18 protein-coding genes are annotated in these 21,693 nt (G+C 57.3%); 7 read left to right on the top strand and 11 right to left on the bottom strand.

All coding sequences use genetic code 11. The annotated features are described in order from the left end of the window. Window positions 1-61: 61 nt before the first annotated feature. The 10 genes from KA369_20475 to KA369_20520 form a co-directional block, all read right to left on the bottom strand. Window positions 62-1,660 (bottom strand): hypothetical protein, encoded by a 1,599-nt coding sequence (locus KA369_20475; protein ID MBP7738362.1) that lies wholly within the window; start codon window positions 1,658-1,660, stop codon window positions 62-64. A 233-nt stretch (window positions 1,661-1,893) separates the two neighbouring features. After that, a complete protein-coding gene (locus tag KA369_20480) occupies window positions 1,894-3,165 on the bottom strand; it encodes a beta-ketoacyl-[acyl-carrier-protein] synthase family protein (GenBank protein ID MBP7738363.1) in 1,272 nt (423 codons plus the stop codon). Window positions 3,166-3,168: 3 nt separating this feature from the next. Beyond that, on the bottom strand, window positions 3,169-4,167 hold the full coding sequence (locus KA369_20485; protein MBP7738364.1) for a 4Fe-4S cluster-binding domain-containing protein: 999 nt from the start codon (window positions 4,165-4,167) through the stop codon (window positions 3,169-3,171). 66 nt (window positions 4,168-4,233) lie between these two features. Then, complete coding sequence (locus tag KA369_20490; protein ID MBP7738365.1) at window positions 4,234-5,271, bottom strand: radical SAM protein; 1,038 nt, start codon at window positions 5,269-5,271, stop codon at window positions 4,234-4,236. Window positions 5,272-5,364: 93 nt separating this feature from the next. Continuing rightward, on the bottom strand, window positions 5,365-5,622 hold the full coding sequence (locus tag KA369_20495; GenBank protein MBP7738366.1) for a phosphopantetheine-binding protein: 258 nt from the start codon (window positions 5,620-5,622) through the stop codon (window positions 5,365-5,367). A 43-nt stretch (window positions 5,623-5,665) separates the two neighbouring features. Beyond that, complete coding sequence (locus KA369_20500) at window positions 5,666-6,037, bottom strand: hypothetical protein (protein MBP7738367.1); 372 nt, start codon at window positions 6,035-6,037, stop codon at window positions 5,666-5,668. 128 nt (window positions 6,038-6,165) lie between these two features. After that, window positions 6,166-7,641 (bottom strand): polysaccharide deacetylase family protein, encoded by a 1,476-nt coding sequence (locus KA369_20505; protein ID MBP7738368.1) that lies wholly within the window; start codon window positions 7,639-7,641, stop codon window positions 6,166-6,168. After that, window positions 7,638-8,984, bottom strand: a complete 1,347-nt coding sequence (locus tag KA369_20510) for a cobalamin-dependent protein (protein ID MBP7738369.1) — start codon at window positions 8,982-8,984, stop codon at window positions 7,638-7,640. Before KA369_20510 ends, KA369_20505 begins: the two co-directional genes overlap by 4 nt. A gap of 8 nt (window positions 8,985-8,992) precedes the next feature. Next, entirely contained in the window at window positions 8,993-11,149 is a 2,157-nt protein-coding gene (locus KA369_20515; protein MBP7738370.1) for a beta-ketoacyl synthase chain length factor, read from the bottom strand. 5 nt (window positions 11,150-11,154) lie between these two features. Further along, complete coding sequence (locus tag KA369_20520) at window positions 11,155-11,412, bottom strand: acyl carrier protein (protein MBP7738371.1); 258 nt, start codon at window positions 11,410-11,412, stop codon at window positions 11,155-11,157. A gap of 222 nt (window positions 11,413-11,634) precedes the next feature. Between KA369_20520 and KA369_20525 the strand changes: the two genes are divergently transcribed. The 4 genes from KA369_20525 to KA369_20540 all read left to right on the top strand — a co-directional run bounded on the left by KA369_20525 (window position 11,635) and on the right by KA369_20540 (window position 14,143). After that, on the top strand, window positions 11,635-12,054 hold the full coding sequence (locus KA369_20525; GenBank protein MBP7738372.1) for a hypothetical protein: 420 nt from the start codon (window positions 11,635-11,637) through the stop codon (window positions 12,052-12,054). A 22-nt stretch (window positions 12,055-12,076) separates the two neighbouring features. Further along, complete coding sequence (gene fabG / locus KA369_20530) at window positions 12,077-12,814, top strand: 3-oxoacyl-ACP reductase FabG (protein MBP7738373.1); 738 nt, start codon at window positions 12,077-12,079, stop codon at window positions 12,812-12,814. Window positions 12,815-12,878: 64 nt separating this feature from the next. Further along, window positions 12,879-13,499 carry an outer membrane lipoprotein carrier protein LolA gene (locus KA369_20535; protein MBP7738374.1) on the top strand — a complete coding sequence of 207 codons (621 nt, stop codon included), beginning with the start codon at window positions 12,879-12,881 and terminating at the stop codon, window positions 13,497-13,499. Next, window positions 13,496-14,143 carry a hypothetical protein gene (locus KA369_20540; GenBank protein ID MBP7738375.1) on the top strand — a complete coding sequence of 216 codons (648 nt, stop codon included), beginning with the start codon at window positions 13,496-13,498 and terminating at the stop codon, window positions 14,141-14,143. The genes KA369_20535 and KA369_20540 overlap by 4 nt, the downstream gene beginning before the upstream one ends. A 70-nt stretch (window positions 14,144-14,213) precedes the next feature. On the opposite strand, the gene KA369_20545 is transcribed toward KA369_20540, so the two are convergent. Next, the gene (locus KA369_20545; protein MBP7738376.1) at window positions 14,214-18,461 is read right to left on the bottom strand and encodes a PAS domain S-box protein; all 4,248 of its coding nucleotides are present in this window, start codon (window positions 18,459-18,461) and stop codon (window positions 14,214-14,216) included. A 273-nt stretch (window positions 18,462-18,734) separates the two neighbouring features. Here KA369_20545 and KA369_20550 point away from each other — a divergent pair, with 273 nt between their 5' ends. The 3 genes from KA369_20550 to KA369_20560 all read left to right on the top strand — a co-directional run bounded on the left by KA369_20550 (window position 18,735) and on the right by KA369_20560 (window position 21,679). Next, on the top strand, window positions 18,735-19,994 hold the full coding sequence (locus KA369_20550; GenBank protein MBP7738377.1) for a cobalamin-dependent protein: 1,260 nt from the start codon (window positions 18,735-18,737) through the stop codon (window positions 19,992-19,994). Between the two features lie 264 nt (window positions 19,995-20,258). Then, the gene (locus tag KA369_20555; protein MBP7738378.1) at window positions 20,259-20,660 is read left to right on the top strand and encodes a hypothetical protein; all 402 of its coding nucleotides are present in this window, start codon (window positions 20,259-20,261) and stop codon (window positions 20,658-20,660) included. Continuing rightward, a complete protein-coding gene (locus KA369_20560; GenBank protein ID MBP7738379.1) occupies window positions 20,660-21,679 on the top strand; it encodes a BtrH N-terminal domain-containing protein in 1,020 nt (339 codons plus the stop codon). Before KA369_20555 ends, KA369_20560 begins: the two co-directional genes overlap by 1 nt. The last annotated feature ends 14 nt before the right edge of the window (window positions 21,680-21,693 follow it).

Genomic DNA, 21,693 nt, shown 5'->3' on the forward strand with positions numbered 1-21,693 from the left:
AAGCCGAATGCGTTTCTCAGAGTGAATTACTGTGTCACCTCCTTGCTGGCGTTAGATGATTTTAGCGGGCCAGCAAATCATCCTGGCGGGCAATAGTAAGGCGCCCTGATTTTTCAATGAGGTCTTTTGCCTTTTCGTAGATGTTGCGCGAGGCGCCGGTGACTTCTTCAATTCCCTGCACCATGCCCGTCAGGTCGTGGTTCGCGCTTTCCACTGATTTTGAAACGTTCTGGATTGCGATTTTCTGCTCCCCGGTTCCGGTACCGATGGTGTTCGCAAGGTCCTTGTTCTTTATCACCTGACCGGTTATGACGTTTATGTGCCCTCCCTCCGCCGCGATGCTGTCTTTCAGTGTCCTGATCTTCTCCGAGCTCGCGTTAATGTCACTGATCATATCCTTGATGATTACCGCGGCGGATCGTATGATCTCAACGCCGTCGGTGGTTGTTTTCGTGTTCATGGAGAGTATCGTCTCGATCTGCTTGATGCTGTCGGACGTTTGGACCGCGAGCTTGCCTATCTCATCGGCCACAACGGCGAAACCCCGGCCTGATTCGCCGGCCCGGGCCGCTTCGATGGCGGCGTTCAGAGAAAGGAGATTGATGCGGTCGGCGATATCCACGATGATATTCACCGTTTCCGATATCATGCCGCCCTGTTCCTTTATTCTCTCGATGGTGCTCTCGACGACCCCGAGTCGCTCGCTGCCGGTGGTGGACTTGCGTACCACGGCGGTGATGTCCTCAAGCATGCTGTCGAGGTGGACCTTCGTTTCACCCTTGATTTTGCTGAACTGATTTACAATCTCTTCCATCGTTTTATTCTGGTCGATATGGTCGGCGGCAAGCTCTGATATGTTGTCAGCCGTGCCGAGGAGTTCCTCCGTCGACGCCGATATCTCCTCGAATGTCGACGCCAGGCTCTGCATCTTGTCGTGGAACGCGCTGACGGCGCTGGTCTGCTGATCCACCTCGTGGAAGAAGAAATTCATGTTTTCCCGTATCTCCGCCACCAGGGCCCTCTCGTCATTAGCCTGTTGCATGATTATCGCCTGCTGCTTCTCATTCCTGCGATCGTAATCATCTATGACGGGTATGTTGCGATACGAGGCGAAGGTGATGATGCACATCACTAAAAAGAAAAATATTTCCCGGTGGATCTGGATGCCATCATGGACGACGATGCCGCCTATCACGGACTGGGGATGGAAGGTCACCCCGTTCGAATACGCGATATAGAGGAAGACGAGCCAGTTGATGAAAAAAATCAGCGCCGACGCGATGATTATTTTTTTATTGTACAGGAACTGCTGGATCGAAATGAAACAGACGGACAGGGCCGAGAGATGGTAGCACTGAGCGGCATAGGTCCAGTCCATGGTCCTCGCGTAGTTATACTTGGATATCATGGTGAACAGGACACTGAGGAGGGCGACGCTCCATTTTAAAGCATCGGCGTGGTTGCCCTTTCTTTTCCCCCGGTAAATCAATGAGGACATGGTGATCATGGTCAACCCGAACACCATGGTAAAGGCGTAGTTAATCGGGCTCACACTGGCCATAACCTGGAAGGCGATTGAAATGAATACGATGGTGCATACAAGCACCAGGTACAGAAAGCTTCCTTTGATTTCGAGCGTCTGGCGGGCTGTGTAATTCATCGAACGTACCTCGTTTCAGGAACTTGACTATTTTCACAGAACGGCTCATGTCATCTGTAACATGGTACTATCAAGAACCTGCAGTTGTATAGCAAATTTTAAAAAATGCGGCGGCGATGTTCCGGGTACATAATGGTCATACAAAGGAGTTGCTGGATCCAGACGCGGTGCCAGTAAAGCATGTTATGTCTCTTAATCTGGAAGTGGATATCAATTTTGGTGGCTGTGGAAATTCATAACGACACGGAGGGATACTCTTGCCTTGTACGCTGGAACACGATGCAGGAATTGCACCCGCCGAAGCCGAAGGCGTTCTTCAGCACGAACTCCTGTTCGAGCTTTCGGGCCCCATCCGGAACGCAGTCAAGGGTCAGCTCCGGGTCCGCATTGTAGTTGATGGTGGGAAGGACCGTGTCTTTCAGCATTCCCTCCAGGGCGAAGACTGACTCTATGCCGCTGGAGGCGCCCATGGCGTGGCCGATCTGGGACTTGTTCGCCGAAACCGGGGGAATGGAGCTTCCGAAAATTTTCGTTAAGGAATCGAATTCAACCTTGTCACCGATCTTGGTGGAGGTGCCATGGGCGTTCACCGCGTCGATGTCTTCCGGCGTGAGGCCGGCTGAGGCGATGCTTTCGGCGATGCAGCGGGTCACGGTATCAGGGTTGGGGGCGACGAAGTGGTAGGCGTCCGAGGTCATGGCGTGGCCGGCTATGGCCAGCTCGTATTTCAGGCCGTGGGCATCGGCGAATTCCCTTGTCGCTATGATGACGCAGGCCGCTCCCTCGGACACGACGAAGCCGCGCCGGTCCGCTGAAAAGGGACGGCTCGCGGCGCCGGGATCTTCCCGCTTGTCCTTCTTATCCTTGAAGGCGCCGTTCATGGTGGCGAAGCCGGCCACGATCGGCTCCACCAGGGGGCAATCGACGGCGCCGCAGATGACCGCGTCGGCGAGGCCCTGCCTGAGGAACATCGACCCGATGATCATGGAGGTGGAGCCGGTGGCGCAGGCCGTGATGGTGGCGGTGATGGGGCCGGTGGCGCCGGTCAGGATCGAGACCTTCCCGCCCACCATGTTGATGCAGGAGTTGGGGTTCGTGAAGGGGTTCGGGAGCCTGTTGTCCTTCACCATGAGGCGGTCCGCGGCTATGACCGCGTCAAGGCCGCCGACGGCGGTGCTGAAGGTGATGCCCACACGGGGCGAAAGTTCCGGCGTAATCTCTATGCCGCTTTTTTCAAGGGCCCGGTGGACCACCAGCATGGAATTCTTGAAGATCGGCGAGGTCCAGTGGGCCATTTCACGGGGAGACAGGAACGGGTAGGGAGCGATGTCAATATCCGGCACCTGGCCCGCTATCTGCACCGGGAAGTCGTCGTTATAGGGGAAACGGGTGAGTTTACCGATGCCGCTTTCGCCGCTGACGGCGCGCTTCCACTGGGTCTCCAGGTCGGTCCCCAGGGGGGAGACCATGTCGTATGCGAGGATGACGGGTTGTTTTGAGTCCATCAATTACCACGGTATGAACTTGTAGAGCTTCGCGAACATCTCGTAGACCTCGATCCAGTTCTGCAGATCCCTGGTCGAGCGCAGGTGGGCCCTCTTGTTCACCATGACCCAGCTCATGTGGGCGGCGCCGTCCTTGCAGGTGGAGCAGTCCCTGGTCTCGGAGGTGCAGCAGCGGTGCATGGTCTGGAGGTCCGCGGCCCAGCGGATGAACTCAATGAGGCGCTTCGGCTGGGGATTGCGCTTGTCCAGGGGCTTCGTCACCGAGGGGCACTCGTTCCAGCCGAAGGGGCGGCCCAGCATTTTTCCGGTGGTTATGATCTCGTGATAATACTTCGAGGAGATGACCGTGTCCGGGTGCCGGTCCAGCATGTCGTCCATCTCGGAACGGATGGCGGCAAGCTCCTCGCCGGTCCAGGAAAAGCCGTCGACTCCCTCGTCGTTGGAGAGGAGCTGCATGTGCACCTTCAGGCCCGCGTCCCGTATCTTGTTGATGATCTTTTCGATCTTGCCGATCTGCTTCGGCGTTATCGTATAGAGGTAATAGGTGTACTGATCGCCCTCGTAGTTCTTCCGGGAGATTGAAAAGACATCGCGGCCGCGCAGTGTCTTCTCGTCCTCCTCGTCGCCCCAGAGGGAAATGCCCACCATCATGTCTGGAAAACGGTCCCGCGGGACCTTGATGATGCCGTTGGTGGCGCAGTAGGTGGGAAGGCGCTTGTAAAAGGCCTCGACCCGGTCCAGGAAGAGCGTGGGCTCGCCGCCGATAAGGATGGCGAGATTGACGCCCCGCTCCTTTTCCTTGTCGACAAAGGCCTCCCATTTTTTGATGTCCGGCTCGTCCGGGGATTTCTTGTGCTCGTCGGAGGAGAAAAAGAAGCATCCCTTGCAGCGGAGGTTGCAGTTGTTGGTCACATCGTATATGGAGCTCCGGATGTTGAGCTTTGAAATCTTCTTGTATCGCTCGTACCATTCCTTGTCGAGCAATGAACTGACGGTATTCATGTCGTACTCCTCAAGTGTTTTCTCGTGCCGGTGCGGTCGGTAAACGGCGGCCGGTCTGGCTGCCGTTTATAGCTCGTGACCCGGCGGGGGCGTCATCCGATCCAGCAGGTTTTTCCCTTTTTCGTAGCCCATGACCCATACCGCGAGATAGGTGTCGACGTAGTCGAGCCAGGCCTTGAAGGCGGTCGGGTCAGTCCCGTGACGGTAGAGCCGCGCCGTGACCACTGCGCTTCCAGAGGCGTAGTGCCGGCAGTCGACGCAGTCGGTGTCAGGCACGCAGCAGGAGACGCTCCGGTCCCAGGAGAGGTCCGCCCGGTACTGCCGGAAGGACCTACCGAGGCCGATATCGGTGGAGGGGTTCATCCGCGGATAGGAGCACGCGTACAGGTCGTGCAGGCCCAGGCGGTGCGTGTGGGCCACCACGTTGTAGGGAGAATAGAGGACGTTGTCAGGGTATTTGTTCAGGATGTCCATCATCGCCTTCCGCGTCCGGGCCAGTGTTTCGCTGTCATGGCGGAGCCCGCCTTTGTAGCCCACCGGCGCCGAGAACATGTTAAAGGTGGCGCGGCAGCCGTTATTCGAGAGCATCTCCATCACTTCGTAGATCTCGTCTATGTTCTCCCGGGTAAAGGTGTAGACCCATACAGCGCGGGGGTCGTTCCGGTAGTTTTCAATCTGCTTTGCAAGAAGGTTCTTCGCGTTGCGTATGCGCCGGCTCGATTCATCGTTCCCCCACACGGAGATGTGGATCCTGTAGCCCACCGATTCCGGTATCCGCTTGAACCCGTTGGAGGCGATGCTTCCCAGGGGGATGACGTCATGGCAGGCCTGGCACAGCTCCGGCACCAGGGAGGGCTCCGCGCCGGCGAGAACGACATAGGTGATGCCCCGCTTTTTTTCCCCTTCCATGAGGGCGCGCCAGTCGCCGGGGGTGTTATTTTCCCGGGCGAACTGCTTTTCGCCTTCATAATAATAGCAGCCGTCGCAGCGGATGTTGCACCGGTTGGTCATGTCATAGGTGGATTCCCTGAGGAAAAACCAGCGGCGCACCTTTTCCCACCTCTCCCGGACCGTCGGGTTGGCAATGATCTGGGAAAACTTCATCGCTCCTTTTCCCGTGTCAGCTGAAGGCTTTTTCGCGTGTTTAACATTCATGGGCATCCTCGTAATTGCTGGTATGACGAATGTAATGAATTTTTACTTTTCCTTCAACTTTTCTTCAATGTAATCCGCGATCAATTGAACGTTTTTCAGCTTGGGATAGTCATCCTCGTCGATGGTGATGCCATACTCGTCCTGTAACACGAGCACTACCGTGGTCAGGTCCATGCTGTCGATGCCGAGCTCGTCGATAAGGTCGACCTTGGGATCGAATGTCTCCGGCGTCACGTCCTCGAGCTTCAGCTCGTCGATGAGAATTTCCGCCACGCGGAGAATTAATTTTTTATCTGCCATCTGTGTTCCTCCTCCAATTGGAAAATGCAGGGTTGAATTGCTGTCAGCTGGGTGCCGGCGCGGTCTTCATGGATCCGCTGCAGGCAACCTGGCCCCCGACGGTCACCCTGAATTTGTACCATGCGGGGTCGTTCTTTTCCGGCGTCGCCGTAACCAGCACCGTATCGCCCGGTTTTATGAATTGCCTGAAGCGCACCCGTGATATTCCCGACAGCGAAACCGTGCGGCCGTTCCGCTTCATATGCTCCTGTATTGCATCAAAGGCCAATGAAAGCTGGGCTATTCCGGGAAGTATCGGGCTGCCGGGAAAATGTCCGTCGAACCATTGAGAGTCAGGTTCCAGGGTAGCTTCGGCAGAGATTTCGAGCGAGTCGTTCTCCTTCGGGTGTTTCAAAAAATGCCAGTTGTTATTCATGGGTACAATAACTTTTTATCAGACTCCAGTCTATGCTGCCGTGCATAACATTTTTGATTGAATTCGGCGGTCTGTCTATAGCGGTATTAATAGAATAAAATCCCGGACCGGTGTCAAGAAAAAAAAGCCTATCCTTTCCTGCCGGGCTTAACCGCCATTGCTTCCAGCAATAGGCCCCCCACGAGCGGCCATTTCATCACGTGGGACGATACCTCTATCCGCTCAAAACCCGCGGAGGAGAGCATTTCCCTGACTTCCCCGATGGAGCGGCCGTGGAGCCACAGACCCTGGCGCAGGGCGTTCCCGATCTGTATGAAGAATCTTAAAAGAGACCGCCGGGCTGTCGTAAAATAGATGATGCCGCCGGGCTTGAGATTCCGAGAAGCCATATCTATGACCCGGGAAAGGCCCGGGATGTATTCAAACGATGAAAAAGCGCAGATGCCGTCGTAGGCCTCTCCCGGCTCCAGGGCCTTGATATCGATATTTTTATAGATGATATTGGATACTCCTTCGCGGCCCGCTTTTTCCTTCAGCTTCACGGTCATGCTTTCTGAAATCTCCACAGCGGTGACCTCCCGGCATCTCCTGGCCAGGGGAATTGTGTAGATGCCTGTGCCCGCGCCGATCTCCAGGATCCGGTGCTCAGGAGACAGGCGCGGAAGAAAATGTTTCTCGAAAAGATGGTATTCCCGCGCAAACACCGGAGACTGGTTTTCCGATCCGCGTTCGGCGTCGTAGGAAGCCGCGATGGAATCATAAAATGCCGCGGCAGGACCACTGGAGCGGCCGGTGACGGCGGAGCGGGACATCACGGCACGGCCGATGAGATCTTCCAGGGGAAGGATGGCCATGTTCATCCGGCGCAGGCCGGCGATGATTGACTCAACCTCATCAATCCAGCGGCCTGTGTCGAAATTTTTTCCCGGCGAGACATCGTGGAGCAGTATGATGTCCCCCGGTTGCACCCGCTTCAGGATTTTCCGCGAGAGGCCGCCGATGCGGCGGTTGCCGGCGTCGCCGGCGCGGCGGCTGAAATTGACGCAGTACATACCTTCTTCAAGAAGAGCGCGCCAGAGGCGGGGATTGGTGATCCCCACCGGCGGCCTGAAGGCGAAGGTCCGGACGCCGAATTCGGCGAGAAGGGACTGGGCCGCGGATATTTCAGCGCGGAGGCGCGCCGTGCTTTTTAGCATGAGCGCCACCGAGTGGCCGTAGGAGTGATTGCCGATGCAATGGCCCCTGGAAAGGATCTCCCGCACCAGGTCCCGGTGGGCCGCGGCGCGGAGCCCGGTGACGAAAAACGTTGCCGGAACACCGTGGCGCTCCAGGAGCTCCAGCAGGCGCGGCGTGGCGGCCGGGTCGGGGCCGTCATCAAAGGTAAGGGCCACGGCGCGGCGGTCCCTGCTCCCGCGGCTCACGATGGGGAGGTAATAGGCGAAGCCGGGGAAAAAGGGCGCAGCCAGGGAGACGGCGAGGAACAGGGCGAGGGGGATGGCGGCGTAGCGGATGTCGACGAAGGCAAGGATCGCCGCAGCCTGAAAGGCGCCGAGGCCGACAAGGTGGGCCGGCGCCAGGGGGACCAGTGTCGGGCCGTTCCTCATCGTATCATGTGCTCCCAGAGGGGGCCGACATGGCCCTGCTTGTGGAGGCGCGACACCAGGCGGGTGGTGCTGGCGCTGGTGGTCCCGACGAACCAGTTCTCGCGGCCCGCTGCGCGCTCCCTGACGAGGCGCATTATCTCGTCGCTCGCGATGCCGGGGGACTGATAGAAGACCGGCTCCAGCAGGTCGTCGCTTTCACGGATCTGGCCTTCCCTGACCGCTATCTCATGGAGCTTCGTGTGGGGATAGATCCGTATGCCGCAGAAGAAGAATAGAACCGTTTTGTCAAGGCCCTCGGCGTTGTCCAGGGTTTCCCCGATGGTTTCCCTGGTCTCTCCGGGACCGCCCAGGAGAAGGTAGTGGGCCACGAAGAGGCCTGCGTCCAGGGCCGCGCGATGGGCGGCGAGAACATCCTTCACGTTGAAGGGCTTGCGGTACGAAGCGAGCATGGTGTTTGAAAGGGACTCTGTGCCGAATTCGGCGTGGGTCATGGCCGAGTCACGGAGGAGACGGTAATAACCCTCCGGCGGCATCGTCGGCGCGAGAAAGGCTCCCCAGGGAATGGAGACGCCCTTCTCTTTAAAGGCCCGGGCCACCTCGGCGCTGTGATGATAGTCGCAGTTGAAGGCGGAATCGGTTATGAAGAAATATTTTCCGCCCATGCGCTGGAGCTCCAGGGCCGTTTGAGCCACCTCGGCGGCGGGAACGGGCCGCAGGTCCGAGCCTTCAATATGGGGATAGGTGCAGTAGATGCAATTGTAGGAGCAGCCGCGTTTTGTCTGGAGGTTCAGAATTCCTCCCCGGTCGATATAGAAACGGGCGATATCGCCGCCTATGAAAGACCTCCGGAACGGCTCGTCCAGGGGGGGAGGCACCTTCTCAGCTCCGGTCCCGGTGATGACTCCCGGTATGGCCGATGCGTCGGTTCCCGCTTCAATGGCCTCCAGGAGCAGGGGAAGGCGCTCCCCTTCGCCGATGATCCCGTAGTCCGCCTTGAGCTCCGCCATGAGCTGCTTCGGGAAAATGGTGAAGCCGCTGCCGCCCAGAATGATCGGTGATCGGGACACGGTCCGTATCTCCGCTATCTGGGTGCGGTATGTCTGGATAAAGCCCCTGGTGTCGTTGACATCGGTGTTGTCGATGTTGCGGAGGGATATCCCTATGGCGTCCGGGTTGAATTCCCGGATCATGTCCAGGAGGGGGTCGATTTTCTTGCTGAGGTTGACATCGGCTATCCTGACCGTGTGCTTCCCTGCCAGGGCGCCGGCGACATAGTCCAGTCCCAGCGGATAGATATAATAGGGCACCCTCACGGTATTGGCGGATATGAGCAGGATCTTCATAGGCGTTGTTACGCGATTATTTCAAAGGCTGTTACGGAAGAGCCGAGACCCAGCAGAAGAATCCGCTTCCCCCCGAGGGGCAGGGCCGTCCCTGAACAGAGCGCCGCCGGGAGCGTCCCTTCCTTTGCATACTGCGTCGCCACCACGGCCGCGACAGCGGAGGCGCTGCCGAATTCGCCGAGAAGGGCCCGGTAGTCGATGACCGGGCCGGTAAAGGCGGTCGACCCCAGGAATTCATCCAGCTGCTTTTTGCACAGATCCCCGGCTGCCAGCGGCATGCCGGCGAAGACCGCGGCATAGGCTTCCTCAATCCGACCGGCGCCGCCCAGGGTCTGGACCATTGAGGGGATCGCGTCGGCAGAGGAAGATGCGTAAAAGAGGGGGGATATCCTGATGCCACCGGTTGATTCATTTTTTTGAAGTAAGAGGGCTCCGCCCCCGTCCGAGGGAGCTTCGGCGGCCTTGACCGATCCGTCAAAGAGGGACGACAGTGTCTCATGGTGTTCATCGGCGCCCATCACCAGCAGTGTCTCGCCGCTCCCGGCCGCCAGGGACGCTGCCACCAGGGCCTCCTCGAAGGAATAATCCCCGCCGGTCGTGGTTATGTTCGCGCCGGTCGCTTTCAGCCATATGGCCGCCTGCCCGGCCGGGGCGTTGTGGACCGATCCCACGAAATCGGTGGGGCTGGTGAACTGCTCGTCCGAATCGAAGAGCTTTGTCAGAAAATCATGGGTCTCCGACAGGGGGCCCCAGGCGGTGCCGAAAAAGATCGACGCCGGGTCCTGGGCCGCGCTGTTTCGCGCGTCAATGGCCAGGGCCAGGGCAAGGCGGGGAAGGCGCTTCAGGCGCCGCACCTCCCGGGCCGGCAGATTCTTTGATATGTCTCCCAGGGGAAGAATGCCGCCGCAGGCCTTCCCTTCATTGAGGCGGGCCATGGTCAGGGCCAGGTCCCCGGCCCCGGTCACGCATGAGCCGGCGATGATCTCAAAGGAAGCAGGAGGACCGGGCTGCGGGGCCTCGCGATTTACCGCCGGATCGCCCAGGACCAGGCAGGCGTTGTTGCCGCCGAAACCGAAGGAGTTGGATAATACCGTGCGGACCCGCGCCGTCGTCGGAGCGAGGAGCGGCCGGACCGCCAGGTCCGGATCCGGCTCGGCGCAGCCGGTGTTGGCGGGAATGAATCCTTCGCGGATCGCCATGGAACAGATGACTGCTTCAATGGCGCCGGCTGCGGCCAGGGAGTGTCCGGTGGCGCCCTTTATCGAAGAAAGGGGCGGGACAGTCCCGGCGAAGAGGGAGCCGATGGCAAGGGCCTCGGCCAGGTCATTGTCCTTCGTTCCGGTGCCGTGGAGGTTTATATAGTCGATGGCTGAAGGTCCCGCTCCGGTGTCTTTCAGGGCGCCGTCCATGGCGGAGCGGGCGCCGGCCCCTTCCGGATGGGGCGTCGCCGGATGATGGGCATCGCAGCTCAGGCCGCCGCCCAGCACCTCGGCGATGGCGTCTTCAGGCGCCGTCCCGGACGCTTCAAGGAGGACCATGGCGGATCCCTCGGCGACGGTCATGCCGCGGCGCGACCGGTCCAGGGGCCGCGCTCCCTCCGGGTCGATGAGCTGGAGGGAGTTGAACCCGTAATAGGTGAGGCGGCAGAGGGAGTCGGCGCCGCCGGCAAGGACGCGGCGGGCCTGGCCGGTCCGGAGGAGCTCCAGGCCGAGCTTTATCGCCGCGGTCCCGGAGGAGCAGGCATTGGTGACGGTGATGATGAGGCCCCTGCAGCCCAGGGCGCCGGCGCAGTATTCAGCAACTGATGATGTGGAATGATAGCGATATGCGTCAGGGTTCTTCTCGCCTTTCTTGAGGAGCTCTTCGGTCAGGGCCATGCCGCCGGTGGTGGTGCCGATGATGACTGCATCGGGGATAATGTTTTTTCCCGCCATGGCCTCCCGCGCAGCAGCCAGGGCGAGTCTATGGGTCCGCGGAACAGCGGTGTCGCCGGGAAATCCGGTAATCTCGGCTGCGGGGTGCCGGTTGCCTTCCGAAAGGGGGAAGAGGCTGAGGGGCTTTATACCGGAGCTGTTTTTCTTCAGGGAATCGAAATTCTCCCGCACATTGTTTCCCAGTGAGCTCACGATGCCCATGCCGGTAATGAATACGCGGATGCCCTTCAAGGCCGTCACCCCTTGCGATTCTTCTGGATGTGTTCGGCGAGGGTCCGGAGCGTGGAGAAAACCTTCTGGCCCAGCTCCTTGTTGTCGATCTTGATGCCGTAATCCTTTTCGATCATCATGGCAAGCTCCAGAATATCGATGGAATCGATGCCGAGCTTGCCGCCCACGAGAGGCTCGTTTTCCTTGAAATCGCCCGGCGTGATATCGATCAGGTCCAGGGTTTCGATTATTTTTTCCTTGAGCTCGTTTATAAGCTGTTCCATATGTCTCCTCTCGGGCATGTCGGTCATGGGCCGTCTCATCGCACCGGATACTATTCGATTGCAAGCCATCGCGGGCGCAACGCCGGGCGGAAATAATCGGGCTTTTTAAAAGCAATATCAAGAGGATACAGTTGTTGATAACAGGTCTGTCAAGATATTTTTATTGACATTAACCCGCCGGTGACGATACGGTATCATGCCATAGCCGGATCGGACATGCCCATGTATTCAATAGAACAAATGATCCCCCATCGCGGCACCATGAAGCTCGTGCAGGAGATAGTCGAGATCGGCGATAGCCGGTGTGTCACCGCCTCAACCGTCTCGCCGGACTGGCCTACCTTCGACAACGGGAGCGTCAGTCCCATTGTCCTGATCGAGCTGGCGGCACAGACGACGGGCGTGAACATCGGCTGGCAGGAGCTTCACAGCGACAGGCCATCGGGGAGAGTGGGCTGGCTGGTGGGAGTAAAGAGGGCGGAGTTTTATATCGACCGGATACCGGTGAATACGAGGATCCTGACGATAATCGAGCAGGGCCCCAGCGAGGGCACCTACGCGGTGATTGCGGGACGGGCCAAAGTTGATTCGGAGCTCATCGGCGAAATGGAACTCCAGGTCTTCCGCCCCGAAGAGGCATAAAATTGGAAAAAGGGACATTTACATGAGCGAACCAACGGGAAGGAGAATAGCCATCGTCACCGGCGGGAGCCGGGGCATCGGCAGGGCCATTGCCGTCGAGCTGGGCCGGGACGGCTGCTATGTCATCGTTAATTACCGATCCAACGACGAGGCCGCAGCGGAGACCCTGGCCATGATCAGGGCGGCCGGCGGCGACGGCGAGACGGTCAGGTTCGATGTCGCCGATTCTGCCGAGGCTGAAAAGGCCGTGAACGACATAGTAAGCCGCTTTCCCGCCATCGATATCCTCGTCAACAACGCGGGGATCACCGCGGACAACCTTTTTCTCATGATGTCCGAGGCCGAGTGGGATTCGGTCATTGACACGACCCTGAAGGGGTTTTACAACATGACCAAGCCCGTGATGAGAAGAATGCTCCGCAACAAGAAGGGGTCCGTCGTGTCAATCGCCTCGGTGGCCGGCATCATGGGCAACAAGGGGCAGGCGAACTACTCCGCGGCCAAGGCGGGCCTCATCGGCGCGAGCCGCTCCATCGCCTCGGAGATAGCGAAAAAGGGCGTCCGCGTGAACGTCGTGGCCCCGGGACTCATTGAGACTGATATGATCAAGGACGCCCCGGTGGAGATGATAAAGAATGTCATTCCCATGGGAAGGATCGGAAAGCCGGAGGAGGTCGCGAAGGTGGTGCGCTTCCTCTGCTCCGACGACGCGTCGTACATCACCGGGCAGGTGATATCGGTCAACGGCGGGATGATGTAAATGCGATTCTGATAGGGTGCGGTTTAAACCGCACCCTATCAGAATCGCTAAAAAGGTGTATATGATGAAACGGAATAATATCACAATTATCGCTCGGACGACAGCCGTCATCGGCATCTCCCTCTCGCTCCTCTCCTGGGGCGACTCCTGGGACCAGATCAGGAAGACCGCGAAGGACATAACCTCCGTGGAGGCCGAGTTTGTCCAGAAAAAGCACATGGCCATTCTGGCGAAGCCGCTGGTGTCGAAGGGAAAGCTCTGCTTCCAGGTGCCCCGGTCGCTTCGCTGGGAGTACCTGTCCCCGGTGAACAGCGTTCTATTGATGCACGGCGGGACCGTCACCCGCTACGTGAAGAAGGACGGCGTCGTCACCAGGGACTCGTCGGCGCGGCTCCAGTCGATGCAGATCGTCCTCCAGGAGATAACCATGTGGATGAAGGGCAATTTTGACGCGAACCCGGCCTTCAGGCCGGAGCTCAGGCCCGGGCGGATCATCATGCTCACGCCGAAGGAGAAATCGATGGCGGATATCATCCAGCGCATAGAGCTGAAGCTCTCCGACCGGCCCGGCGTCATCCAGTCGGTGCGGATTTATGAGAACGAGAAATCCTTCACGGTGATCGACTTTATCAAGGTCAGGATGAACGAGAAAATCCCCGAATCGTTATTCAAGAGCCTGCAATGAAAGCCGCGGCGGTAATATTTGCCTGCGCCTGCATCCTCTCCTGCGCGGGCCTTCCCCGTATAATCCCCGCCGGCGCGTCGGAGGCGGGTGATCTGCAGCGTATGGCCAGGGCGCCCTTCCTGGAAGGGGAATGGCGGGTCGTTCACTCCATACAGGGGAGGCTGCCCGGCGGTTCCACCGCGGACATGATCGGCGTCACCGTCGCCTCATCCCGAACGGGGAAGCTCCGCAGCACCCTCATGTCCATAGAGGGCCTGGTCTTCCTCGACGCGGAATACGGGTCGAGGCTTGTCATCAACCGGGGCATCGGTCCCCTTGGCCGTCCCGACCTGGTGACGGGAATGATGCGGGACATCCGGCTTATACTTTTTGCGCCGTCGGGGGCTGCCGTGGAAACGGGCGCCCTTGCCGGCCGGGGCCGCGCCTGCCGGTACCGATCGGAAGATGGCTCGGTCTATGTCATCCTCAACAATGACGGAACCATTGAAATCAGGTCCTATGACGGATCATCGAAGCTCCTGCGCACGGTGAGGTTTCTGAAGCGGCGCTCCGACGGGATTCCTTCCCGCGTTTACCTTGAATCGGCCGGCATCGTGGGCTACTCCCTCAGCCTTGACTTGATCGAAGCGGAAAAAATTCGATAGCGTCCATTTCGGATAAAACGGTGACAGCGGACCTGGCTGCGCATCGTGCATGCGGCACAACCAGGCGGCATCAGGATTCGGAAGAAACCGACGCCCGCACCTGAAACACGGTTTCCCTGCCGCGTTCGAGCGTAAGGGTGCCCTTTAGCTGAAGGGTCAGGGTTTTCACGAGAAGCAGTCCCAGGCCGCTGGGATTATCGATGTCGAAATCGGCGGGCAAGCCTCTGCCATTGTCGGAAATGGCTAGAATGATTTCACCCTTCTGCTTTTTCAGATTGATCCGGATGGTGCCGGCGCCGCCCTCCGGGAAGGCATACTTGTAGGAATTCGTCAGCAGTTCGTTCGCGATGAGGCCCCAGGCGGCAGCGTTTTTCGCGTTCACCCGCAGCCGTTCGAGCTCTTCTTCGATCCGTATGCTAGATGAGGCCGTGCCGTAGGAACCGCTGAGGAGATTTATGATGGATTTCAGGTAATCTCCGAGGTCTACTTCCTTGAACGTGTCAGATTGAAAAAGCAACGCATAGAGGCTGGAAAGCGATTCTATCCTTCCCTTGATGTTATCAAGGACTCCGGCCAGGTCCTTGTCCCTGAACCGTTCGATTTCCAGGTTGATGATGCTGGTTATAAGTGCCAGGCTGTTTTTCATGCGGTGCTGCAGCTCCCGGAGGAGCGCCTCCTTTTCGGTGACGGTTTTTCCAAGCGCCTCCTGGATGGCTTTTAGTATCGTTATATCGGTATGGGTCCCGATCACCCTGAGCGGCTTGCCTTCCGGGGTGCGGCTGATGACCTTACCGCGGTCCAGTATCCATTTGTACTCCCCGTTCTTGCATTTCATGCGGTGCTCGCTCGTGTATACCGGGATCACTCCTTCAAAGTGCTTGTTTATCTCCCCATGCACGCGGTCCCTGTCGTCGGGGTGCACGCGGCTCTCCCATTCGGAGAGGGTGTCTCCTATCTCATTGGTATCATAGCCGAGCATCGCTTTCCACTGGCGCGAGAAATACACTTTGTCGGTCTGTGCGTTCCAGTCCCACAGGCCATCCCCGGAACCTTCCAGGGCGAACTGCCACCGTTCCTCGCTTTCCCGCAGGGCTTCCTCCGCCTGCTTGCGCTCGGTAATATCCGTCGAAATGCCGCACAGGGCGTATATGGCGCCGCCGGAGTCGCGGAGCGGGATCTTAACGGTCCAGTAGGTGCGGCGCCTGGTGCCGCCGGGGGATGCGAGGTTCGTCTCCTCCCGTGTAACCGTTTCCCCCTCTTCTATGACGCGCCTGTCGCTTATCATTATTTCGGGAATGGAATCGGCGGAAAAGAACTCGGCGTCGGTCCTGCCGATGATATCGGGCAGGTCCCGTCCGAAAAGCTCGCAGCATTTTTTGTTCGCAAAGGTGTACCGGTAGGAGGTGTCTTTCATGAAGATATAGGCGCCGACGTTATCGTAAACGGTATTCAACAGCCGCTGGTTGTCCAGGAGCGCCTTTTCGGTCTTCTTTCGATCGGTTATATCGGTAAATGCCGCAGCCATGAGGCGGTCGCCTATCCGGAATGCCAGCACGTCGAAGGCCCCCCGTATTTCGTTTTCATCGTAGTCGATCTGCTCGGTATGCCAGGACACGCCCTTTTCGGCCGCCTCGCGGTAGCGCCGGGGCGCTTCGGTTGCGGTCAGTGCGGGAAAGGCTTCTTCAATGGTTTTTCCGATGAATATGCTGTTGTCGACGCCGAGGATACTGTCCGCAGCGGGATTGGCGCCGTCGAAGACCAGGCGGCCGTCCGCTTCAAGACGGTACAGGTGAATCCCTATGGGGATTGAATGAATAACCCGGCGATATCTGTTTTCACTCTCGTTCAATGAGCGTTCGGCGAGCTTAATTTCAGTGATGTCAGCGAGAAAACCCCGGAATCCATCAGGCTGGCCGTCCCGGTAAATGACGGAGGAATGGACCAGCGCGGGGAAGGTGGTTCCGTCCTTTTTCTGCGCCATGTATTCATTGAGGCTGAGGTGCTCGCCCTGCAGGATCCTGGCAATTTTTTCGATCGCCTGTTTCTGGCTCCGGGGGGCTATGATGGAAAGGACATTCAGTCCCCTGTCTATATCGCCCTGGGTATAGCCGAATTGTTCCAGGCCGGTCTGATTGACATAGGTGATCCTGCCCTGCCGGTCCGCTTCATAAACCGTTTCAGGCAGAAACCGGACAAGGTCGCTGAAGCGCTCCTCGCTCCTTTTGAGTTGTTCCTCCATTCTTGCGCGATCAGTGATGTCGATGATGGTCCCCAGGCTATTTGCCGATCCCGGTATCATGGCAACGTTCATGTAAAAATCCCTGACCTCTCCGGAACGCATCCTGGCCTTGAATTCATAGGCTTGAGGGGGGTTGCCGGATTCTTTAATGCGCTGGAGGTGGTACGCCTTCATTTTCTCGACATATTCATCCAGTATGAAGGAGGTCCAGCTCATCCGGCCTTCCATTTCTTCCCGGGAGTAGCCGATCAGTTTTACGAAATTGGAATTGGCGAGGAGGATCGTGGTGTCGGCGGCTGCGATGATGTTGGCCGTGGCGGAATTCTCGAAGAGGGTGCGGTACAGTTCCTCGCTTTCCCTGAGAGCGTCCTCGACGCGTTTGCGTTCGGTAATGTCGGTCAGGACGCCTTCCACTCCGATTATGGTTCCGTTTCTGTCGCGGTAAAACTGGGAGTTGACCAGTACGTTAACGGGCGCCCCGTTGTCCACCCGCCTGAGTGTCGCCTCGTATTGCTTGTAGGTCCCCCGCTCTTTCAGAATCTCGCCTTGTTTGACGGATTCTTCGGGATTGATATAGAAGTCCTTTAAATTCTTTCCTATCATCCATTCCACCGATGGACAGCCGAGAATGACCGCGGCGGATGGCGTGGCAAAAGTGATCCTGCCTTTCAGGTCGCAGCGGTACATGACGTCCTGCATGTTGTCGACCAGGGTGCGATATTGCTCCTCGCTCTCTTTGAGCGCCTCGGCGGCCCGCTTTTGATCGGTTATGTCCCGGAAATACCAGACCCTTCCGTGGTAAGTGCCGTGCCTGTCGAACATGGGGGAGGAAAAGCGGTCGAAGATCCGCCCGTCCTTGAAGATCAGTTCATCCTTGCTCGTTTCGGATCTATGGGCGTAGAGATGGGATACTTTTTCCAGGAACTGCTCCGGGCTCGCCAGCTTGTCAAGGATGTTATCCATGGCTGCCTTGTCCGATCCGGCTGACAATATATCCGCCGGCATTCCCCACATGTCGGCAAACCTGCTGTTGTATGAAAGGATCGTGCCGGATTCGCCGACCACGAGAATTCCGTCGATCGATGTTTCCTGCTGGGTCGTTAGCAGCAGATTCTTGAGTCGCAGCGCCTCCTCGGTCTTTTTTACTTCTACCAGAGAAAGTTCAAGTTCCTTCTTGGTTTCCTCAACCTCGGCTATGGTCGCCTGGAGCTCTTCATTGGTCGCCTCGAGCTCCTCCACCGTGGCGTTCAATTCTTCGTTCATCGCCTCCAGGTCGGTCTTGGCGCTCCGCAGCTCCATCTCGAATTCGGTGAGCCTGGTGATGTCGTTGGACACGGTTAGCAGATATTGCCTGCCATCCATGTTGAGAAAAACCGAGCTCATGAGAACATGGGCAATGGAGCCGTCCTTTTTATAGAAATCGACCCGGTGATTGGCCAGCTTTCCCTCGGTTTTGATGATATTCCTTATCCGCTCGCCTTCATCAGGAAGGACCCAGGTTTGCAGCATCTGCGGGCTTTTGCCTATGACGTCTTCCTTTGTCCAGCCGGTCCATTCAACGCCTTTATTTGCCTCCACGACGATGCCGGTTTCCATCTCGGTGACGGTTATAGCGCTCGGGGTATTCTCGAAGATGAAGTTCAGCTTCCATTGGCTCTTGCCGAGCTCCTCTTCGCGTTTTCTCAATTCCTGATGGGCCGAGTGAAGCTTGAAGGCCATTTTAATTGAAGCGAGGATGACCGTTTCCCCGGAATTTTTCACCACGTAGCCGTAGGAGGTGATCTTCTCGGTCTTGTCTACGATCTCAGGTTCGTTATGGCTTGAGAGGAAAAGCACGGGGATGTCCCGGGTTTTTAAGATGATTTCCGCCGCCTGGGTGCCGTCCATGCCGGCGCCGAGGTCAATGTCCATCAATACGAGGTCAAGATCGGGCTGCTCCGCCGCCTTTCGTACGGCATCTTCTCCTGAATGGGCGGTGAGAACGCGGTAGCCGTTCTTTTCAAGCATCCTGGATTCGGACATGGCGATGATGGCTTCATCATCAACAATGAGTATCTTTTTTTTACGATCGGGTGTCAATGCTGGAATACCGCCTGATTGTTATGACGCGTATTTAAACATACTCACAATTGCACTGGAATTCAATCAAAAAATGCATGTAGTTAAACGGTAGCGGCATGGTTTTTTTTCAATACCACTGAAACGATCGCGTCATTGATCACAGCGCGCGCCAATCCCGGAGCTCTGCCGCGGGGTATTTTATTGTCGATAGACATAATGTGTTTGAAATTGTTAAATGCTTGACACTGACCGGTCCGCTTTTAATGCTTTGGACTGCATGAGGAGCGTCCTATGAAATTCAGGCTTATCTACCCCCGGTGGGAAAAACTTTCGGGGCAGACGAACTTCAACCTGCCGCCCCACGGGCCGGCGGTAATGGCGGCTACCCTTCCTGACTATGTCGATGTTGAATTCATCGATGAAAATCTCGAGCGCTTCAGTTTCGATGACCCGGTCGATTTTGTGGGCATCTCCATGATGCTCACCACCCAGGTGAAACGGGGATGGGAGATCGCCGACGAGTTCCGGCGCCGCGGGAAGAAGGTCATATTCGGAGGCATATCCGCCATGCTCCATGCCGAGGAGACCCTGGAGCACGCCGACGCCCTGTTCCTGGGGGAGTCCGAAGGCCGCATGGAAGAGGTTTTCACCGATTTCAGGAACGGGAATCTCAAGAAGGTGTATAATTACCTTGCCGATCTTCCTCCTATCGAGAGCGTGGGGCCGGCCCGCCGGAGCATTTACAACCGCGACCTCTATTACTACAAGGGCGTGCAGATGGTGGATCTGGTCCACGCCTCACGGGGGTGCCGGTTCAACTGCTATCCCTGCGCAGTTCCCTACCTGGGGGGAAGGAAGTTCCGGCCCCGTCCCATCGACAGGGCCATAGAGGAGATCGCCCTCGCGGACAATAACCGCCTCTTCGTGGTGGACAATTCCCTGGCCCAGGACACGCAGTGGGAGATGGACCTCTTCCGCGAGATGATACCCCTCAAGAAAAACTGGTGCAGCCACACCATCGAGGACAAGCCTGAGGTCCTGGACCTGGCGCGGCAGGCCGGCGCCTGGTACGTGTACCAGGCCGTGTTCGACATGTCGGATTTTATCAGGGAGCGCATCAAGCGCTACCATGACCACGACATCGCCGTGGAGGGGACCATCCTCCTGGGCATGGACAACCATGACGAGGAGTACATCAAGCGCTTCATCGATTTCCTCCTGGAGATCGACCTGGACCTTGCCGAGTTCACGGTCCTCACGCCCTTTCCCCATACCAAGGCCTACGACGACATGCGCAAGCAGAAGCGTATTATCAGCCATGACTGGAACGATTTCAACGCCGGCAAGGTGGTGTATCAGCCGAAGCTGATGAGCCCGGAGCGTCTCCAGGAGCTCTACTATTTCGCCTGGGAGCGGTTCTACCGGGACGAGCCGCAGCAGATGAAGATGTACAAGCTCATCAGGAAGGTGGCGGAGCGGGAGATGGCCCTGGGGACCTACAGGCCGCGGCGCCGCGACCTGATTCGGAAAGCCTTCGGCGAGACCCTGTAGGGGGCTTTAGCCGCCTGATTACCCTTTTTCATTTTTCCGGCTTCTTCCGAGTGCCGCATGTTTTTTATTGACAAAGAATGGTTGTGCTGATAGGTACATTATTCAGGGCCATGGACATGCCGGGTTTACCCGTTATAGACTGTAACGGTTTTATGATCCATTATTACATGCGTTGACAGACATTTTTGAAGGGATCCGCAAAGACGGGAAGCGGGCGAGGTATCAGCACATATAACTTTTTCGATCATAATGGAGGATTGTGACGTGAAAGTCAAAGATGTTCCCCAAGAGGGAAAAAGAATGCTCAAGTCGACCCTGGTGCACTATGCCGTCAATGACGAGGGGGATTTCGTGAAGGTCCAGTCAACCGGATGGAACCCCGGCTATTACGCACATCTGAACATTCATGAAGAATTCATGGAGCTTGCGGAACAGGCGAAGGAGAGGGTCAGGAACAACCAGGCTTCGCCGCTGGAATACTTCATGTACCACGCTATTCAGGATGTGGACGGCCTGGCTGCTTTCATGGGAATATCAAAGCGGAAGGTAAAAAAGCATTTAACGCCTGAGGGGTTTGAGAAGCTGAGCGGTGAAATGCTCGAACGATACGCCCGTGTTCTGATTACGGATGTTGAAACCATAAAAAAATTCAAGAGTACACTATAATGGAACAGAAATCACCGCAGGCGGAATACATCAACTATCAGGGGGGGCACTGCGAATCGGCTTCAGTCTCATCCCTGGTAAGAAATTTCGGTTTCGAATTATCGGAACCGATGGCGCTGGGGATCGCGAGCAATATCGGCTTCGTCTTCCTGCCCTTCATCAAGGTCTGGGGCAAGCCTCTTATCGCCTTCAGGATGTTGCCCCAGAGCATAGTAAAAGGGGTCCAGAAGCGGCTGGGTATCGAATTCCGCATCAAGACCTACGACGATCAGCGGGAAGCCATGGACGAGCTGGACCGGCTCCTTGAAGAGGGGAGGGCAGTCGGAATACAGGCTTCTGTGGAGCATCTTCCCTATTTTCTGGGGGAATTCCGCATCCCCTTCAACGGCCACATGACCATCATTCACGGGAAGGACGGTGACGATTATCTCGTCAGCGATCCCCTGTACGACCATCCCACGCGTATCAGTCGCGAGGATCTTCAGAAGGCGCGCTTTGCCGAGGGGCCCAATGCCCCGAAGGGCTTTATCTTCTATCCCGTATGCCTTCCGGAGGCGGTGGATTACCGGAAAGCGATAAAAAAGGCCGTAAAGCGCGTCGCCACTATGATGCTGCAGCCGACATTTCCTTATTACGGCGTGTTTGGCATTAACACCTTTGCCCGGACCGTCCGCAAGCTTCCGAAAAAAAGAGATATGAAGTATATCCGCTCGTTCATGAGCAATGTTTTTCTCTTTCAGGAAGAGATCGGCACCGGAGGCGGAGGGTTCCGGTACATGTACGCAGCCTTTCTCCGGGAGGCCTATGATATGCTGCAGATACCGGAGCTTCTGGAGGCGTCCAAACAGATGGTCCAGATCGGGGATACATGGCGGAGGGCGGCGGCGTCCTGTGCAAAATTCATTCAACGTCAGGAAAGCACCGTTGACCTGGATGGGGCGGCCCAATTGTACCGCGAGTGCGCGCGGAAGGAAAAAGAGGTCTACCGGATGCTGAAAAGAATCAGGTGGAACCAGTAATATCTTTCAATGGC

The sequence above is a fragment of the Spirochaetota bacterium genome (assembly GCA_017999915.1).
GTDB lineage: Bacteria > Spirochaetota > UBA4802 > UBA4802 > UBA5550 > RBG-16-49-21.

Coding starts and splice junctions, on each gene's coding strand:
- KA369_20495 (MBP7738366.1), bottom strand. CDS start 5,622: ATGGCAGATAAAAAATTAATTCTCCGCGTGGCGGAAATTCTCATCGAC.
- KA369_20485 (MBP7738364.1), bottom strand. CDS start 4,167: ATGAATACCGTCAGTTCATTGCTCGACAAGGAATGGTACGAGCGATAC.
- KA369_20490 (MBP7738365.1), bottom strand. CDS start 5,271: ATGAAGTTTTCCCAGATCATTGCCAACCCGACGGTCCGGGAGAGGTGG.
- KA369_20475 (MBP7738362.1), bottom strand. CDS start 1,660: ATGAATTACACAGCCCGCCAGACGCTCGAAATCAAAGGAAGCTTTCTG.
- KA369_20560 (MBP7738379.1), top strand. CDS start 20,660: ATGGAACAGAAATCACCGCAGGCGGAATACATCAACTATCAGGGGGGG.
- KA369_20520 (MBP7738371.1), bottom strand. CDS start 11,412: ATGGAACAGCTTATAAACGAGCTCAAGGAAAAAATAATCGAAACCCTG.
- fabG (MBP7738373.1), top strand. CDS start 12,077: ATGAGCGAACCAACGGGAAGGAGAATAGCCATCGTCACCGGCGGGAGC.
- KA369_20540 (MBP7738375.1), top strand. CDS start 13,496: ATGAAAGCCGCGGCGGTAATATTTGCCTGCGCCTGCATCCTCTCCTGC.
- KA369_20480 (MBP7738363.1), bottom strand. CDS start 3,165: ATGGACTCAAAACAACCCGTCATCCTCGCATACGACATGGTCTCCCCC.
- KA369_20525 (MBP7738372.1), top strand. CDS start 11,635: ATGTATTCAATAGAACAAATGATCCCCCATCGCGGCACCATGAAGCTC.
- KA369_20535 (MBP7738374.1), top strand. CDS start 12,879: ATGAAACGGAATAATATCACAATTATCGCTCGGACGACAGCCGTCATC.
- KA369_20550 (MBP7738377.1), top strand. CDS start 18,735: ATGAAATTCAGGCTTATCTACCCCCGGTGGGAAAAACTTTCGGGGCAG.
- KA369_20505 (MBP7738368.1), bottom strand. CDS start 7,641: ATGAGGAACGGCCCGACACTGGTCCCCCTGGCGCCGGCCCACCTTGTC.
- KA369_20500 (MBP7738367.1), bottom strand. CDS start 6,037: ATGAATAACAACTGGCATTTTTTGAAACACCCGAAGGAGAACGACTCG.
- KA369_20510 (MBP7738369.1), bottom strand. CDS start 8,984: ATGAAGATCCTGCTCATATCCGCCAATACCGTGAGGGTGCCCTATTAT.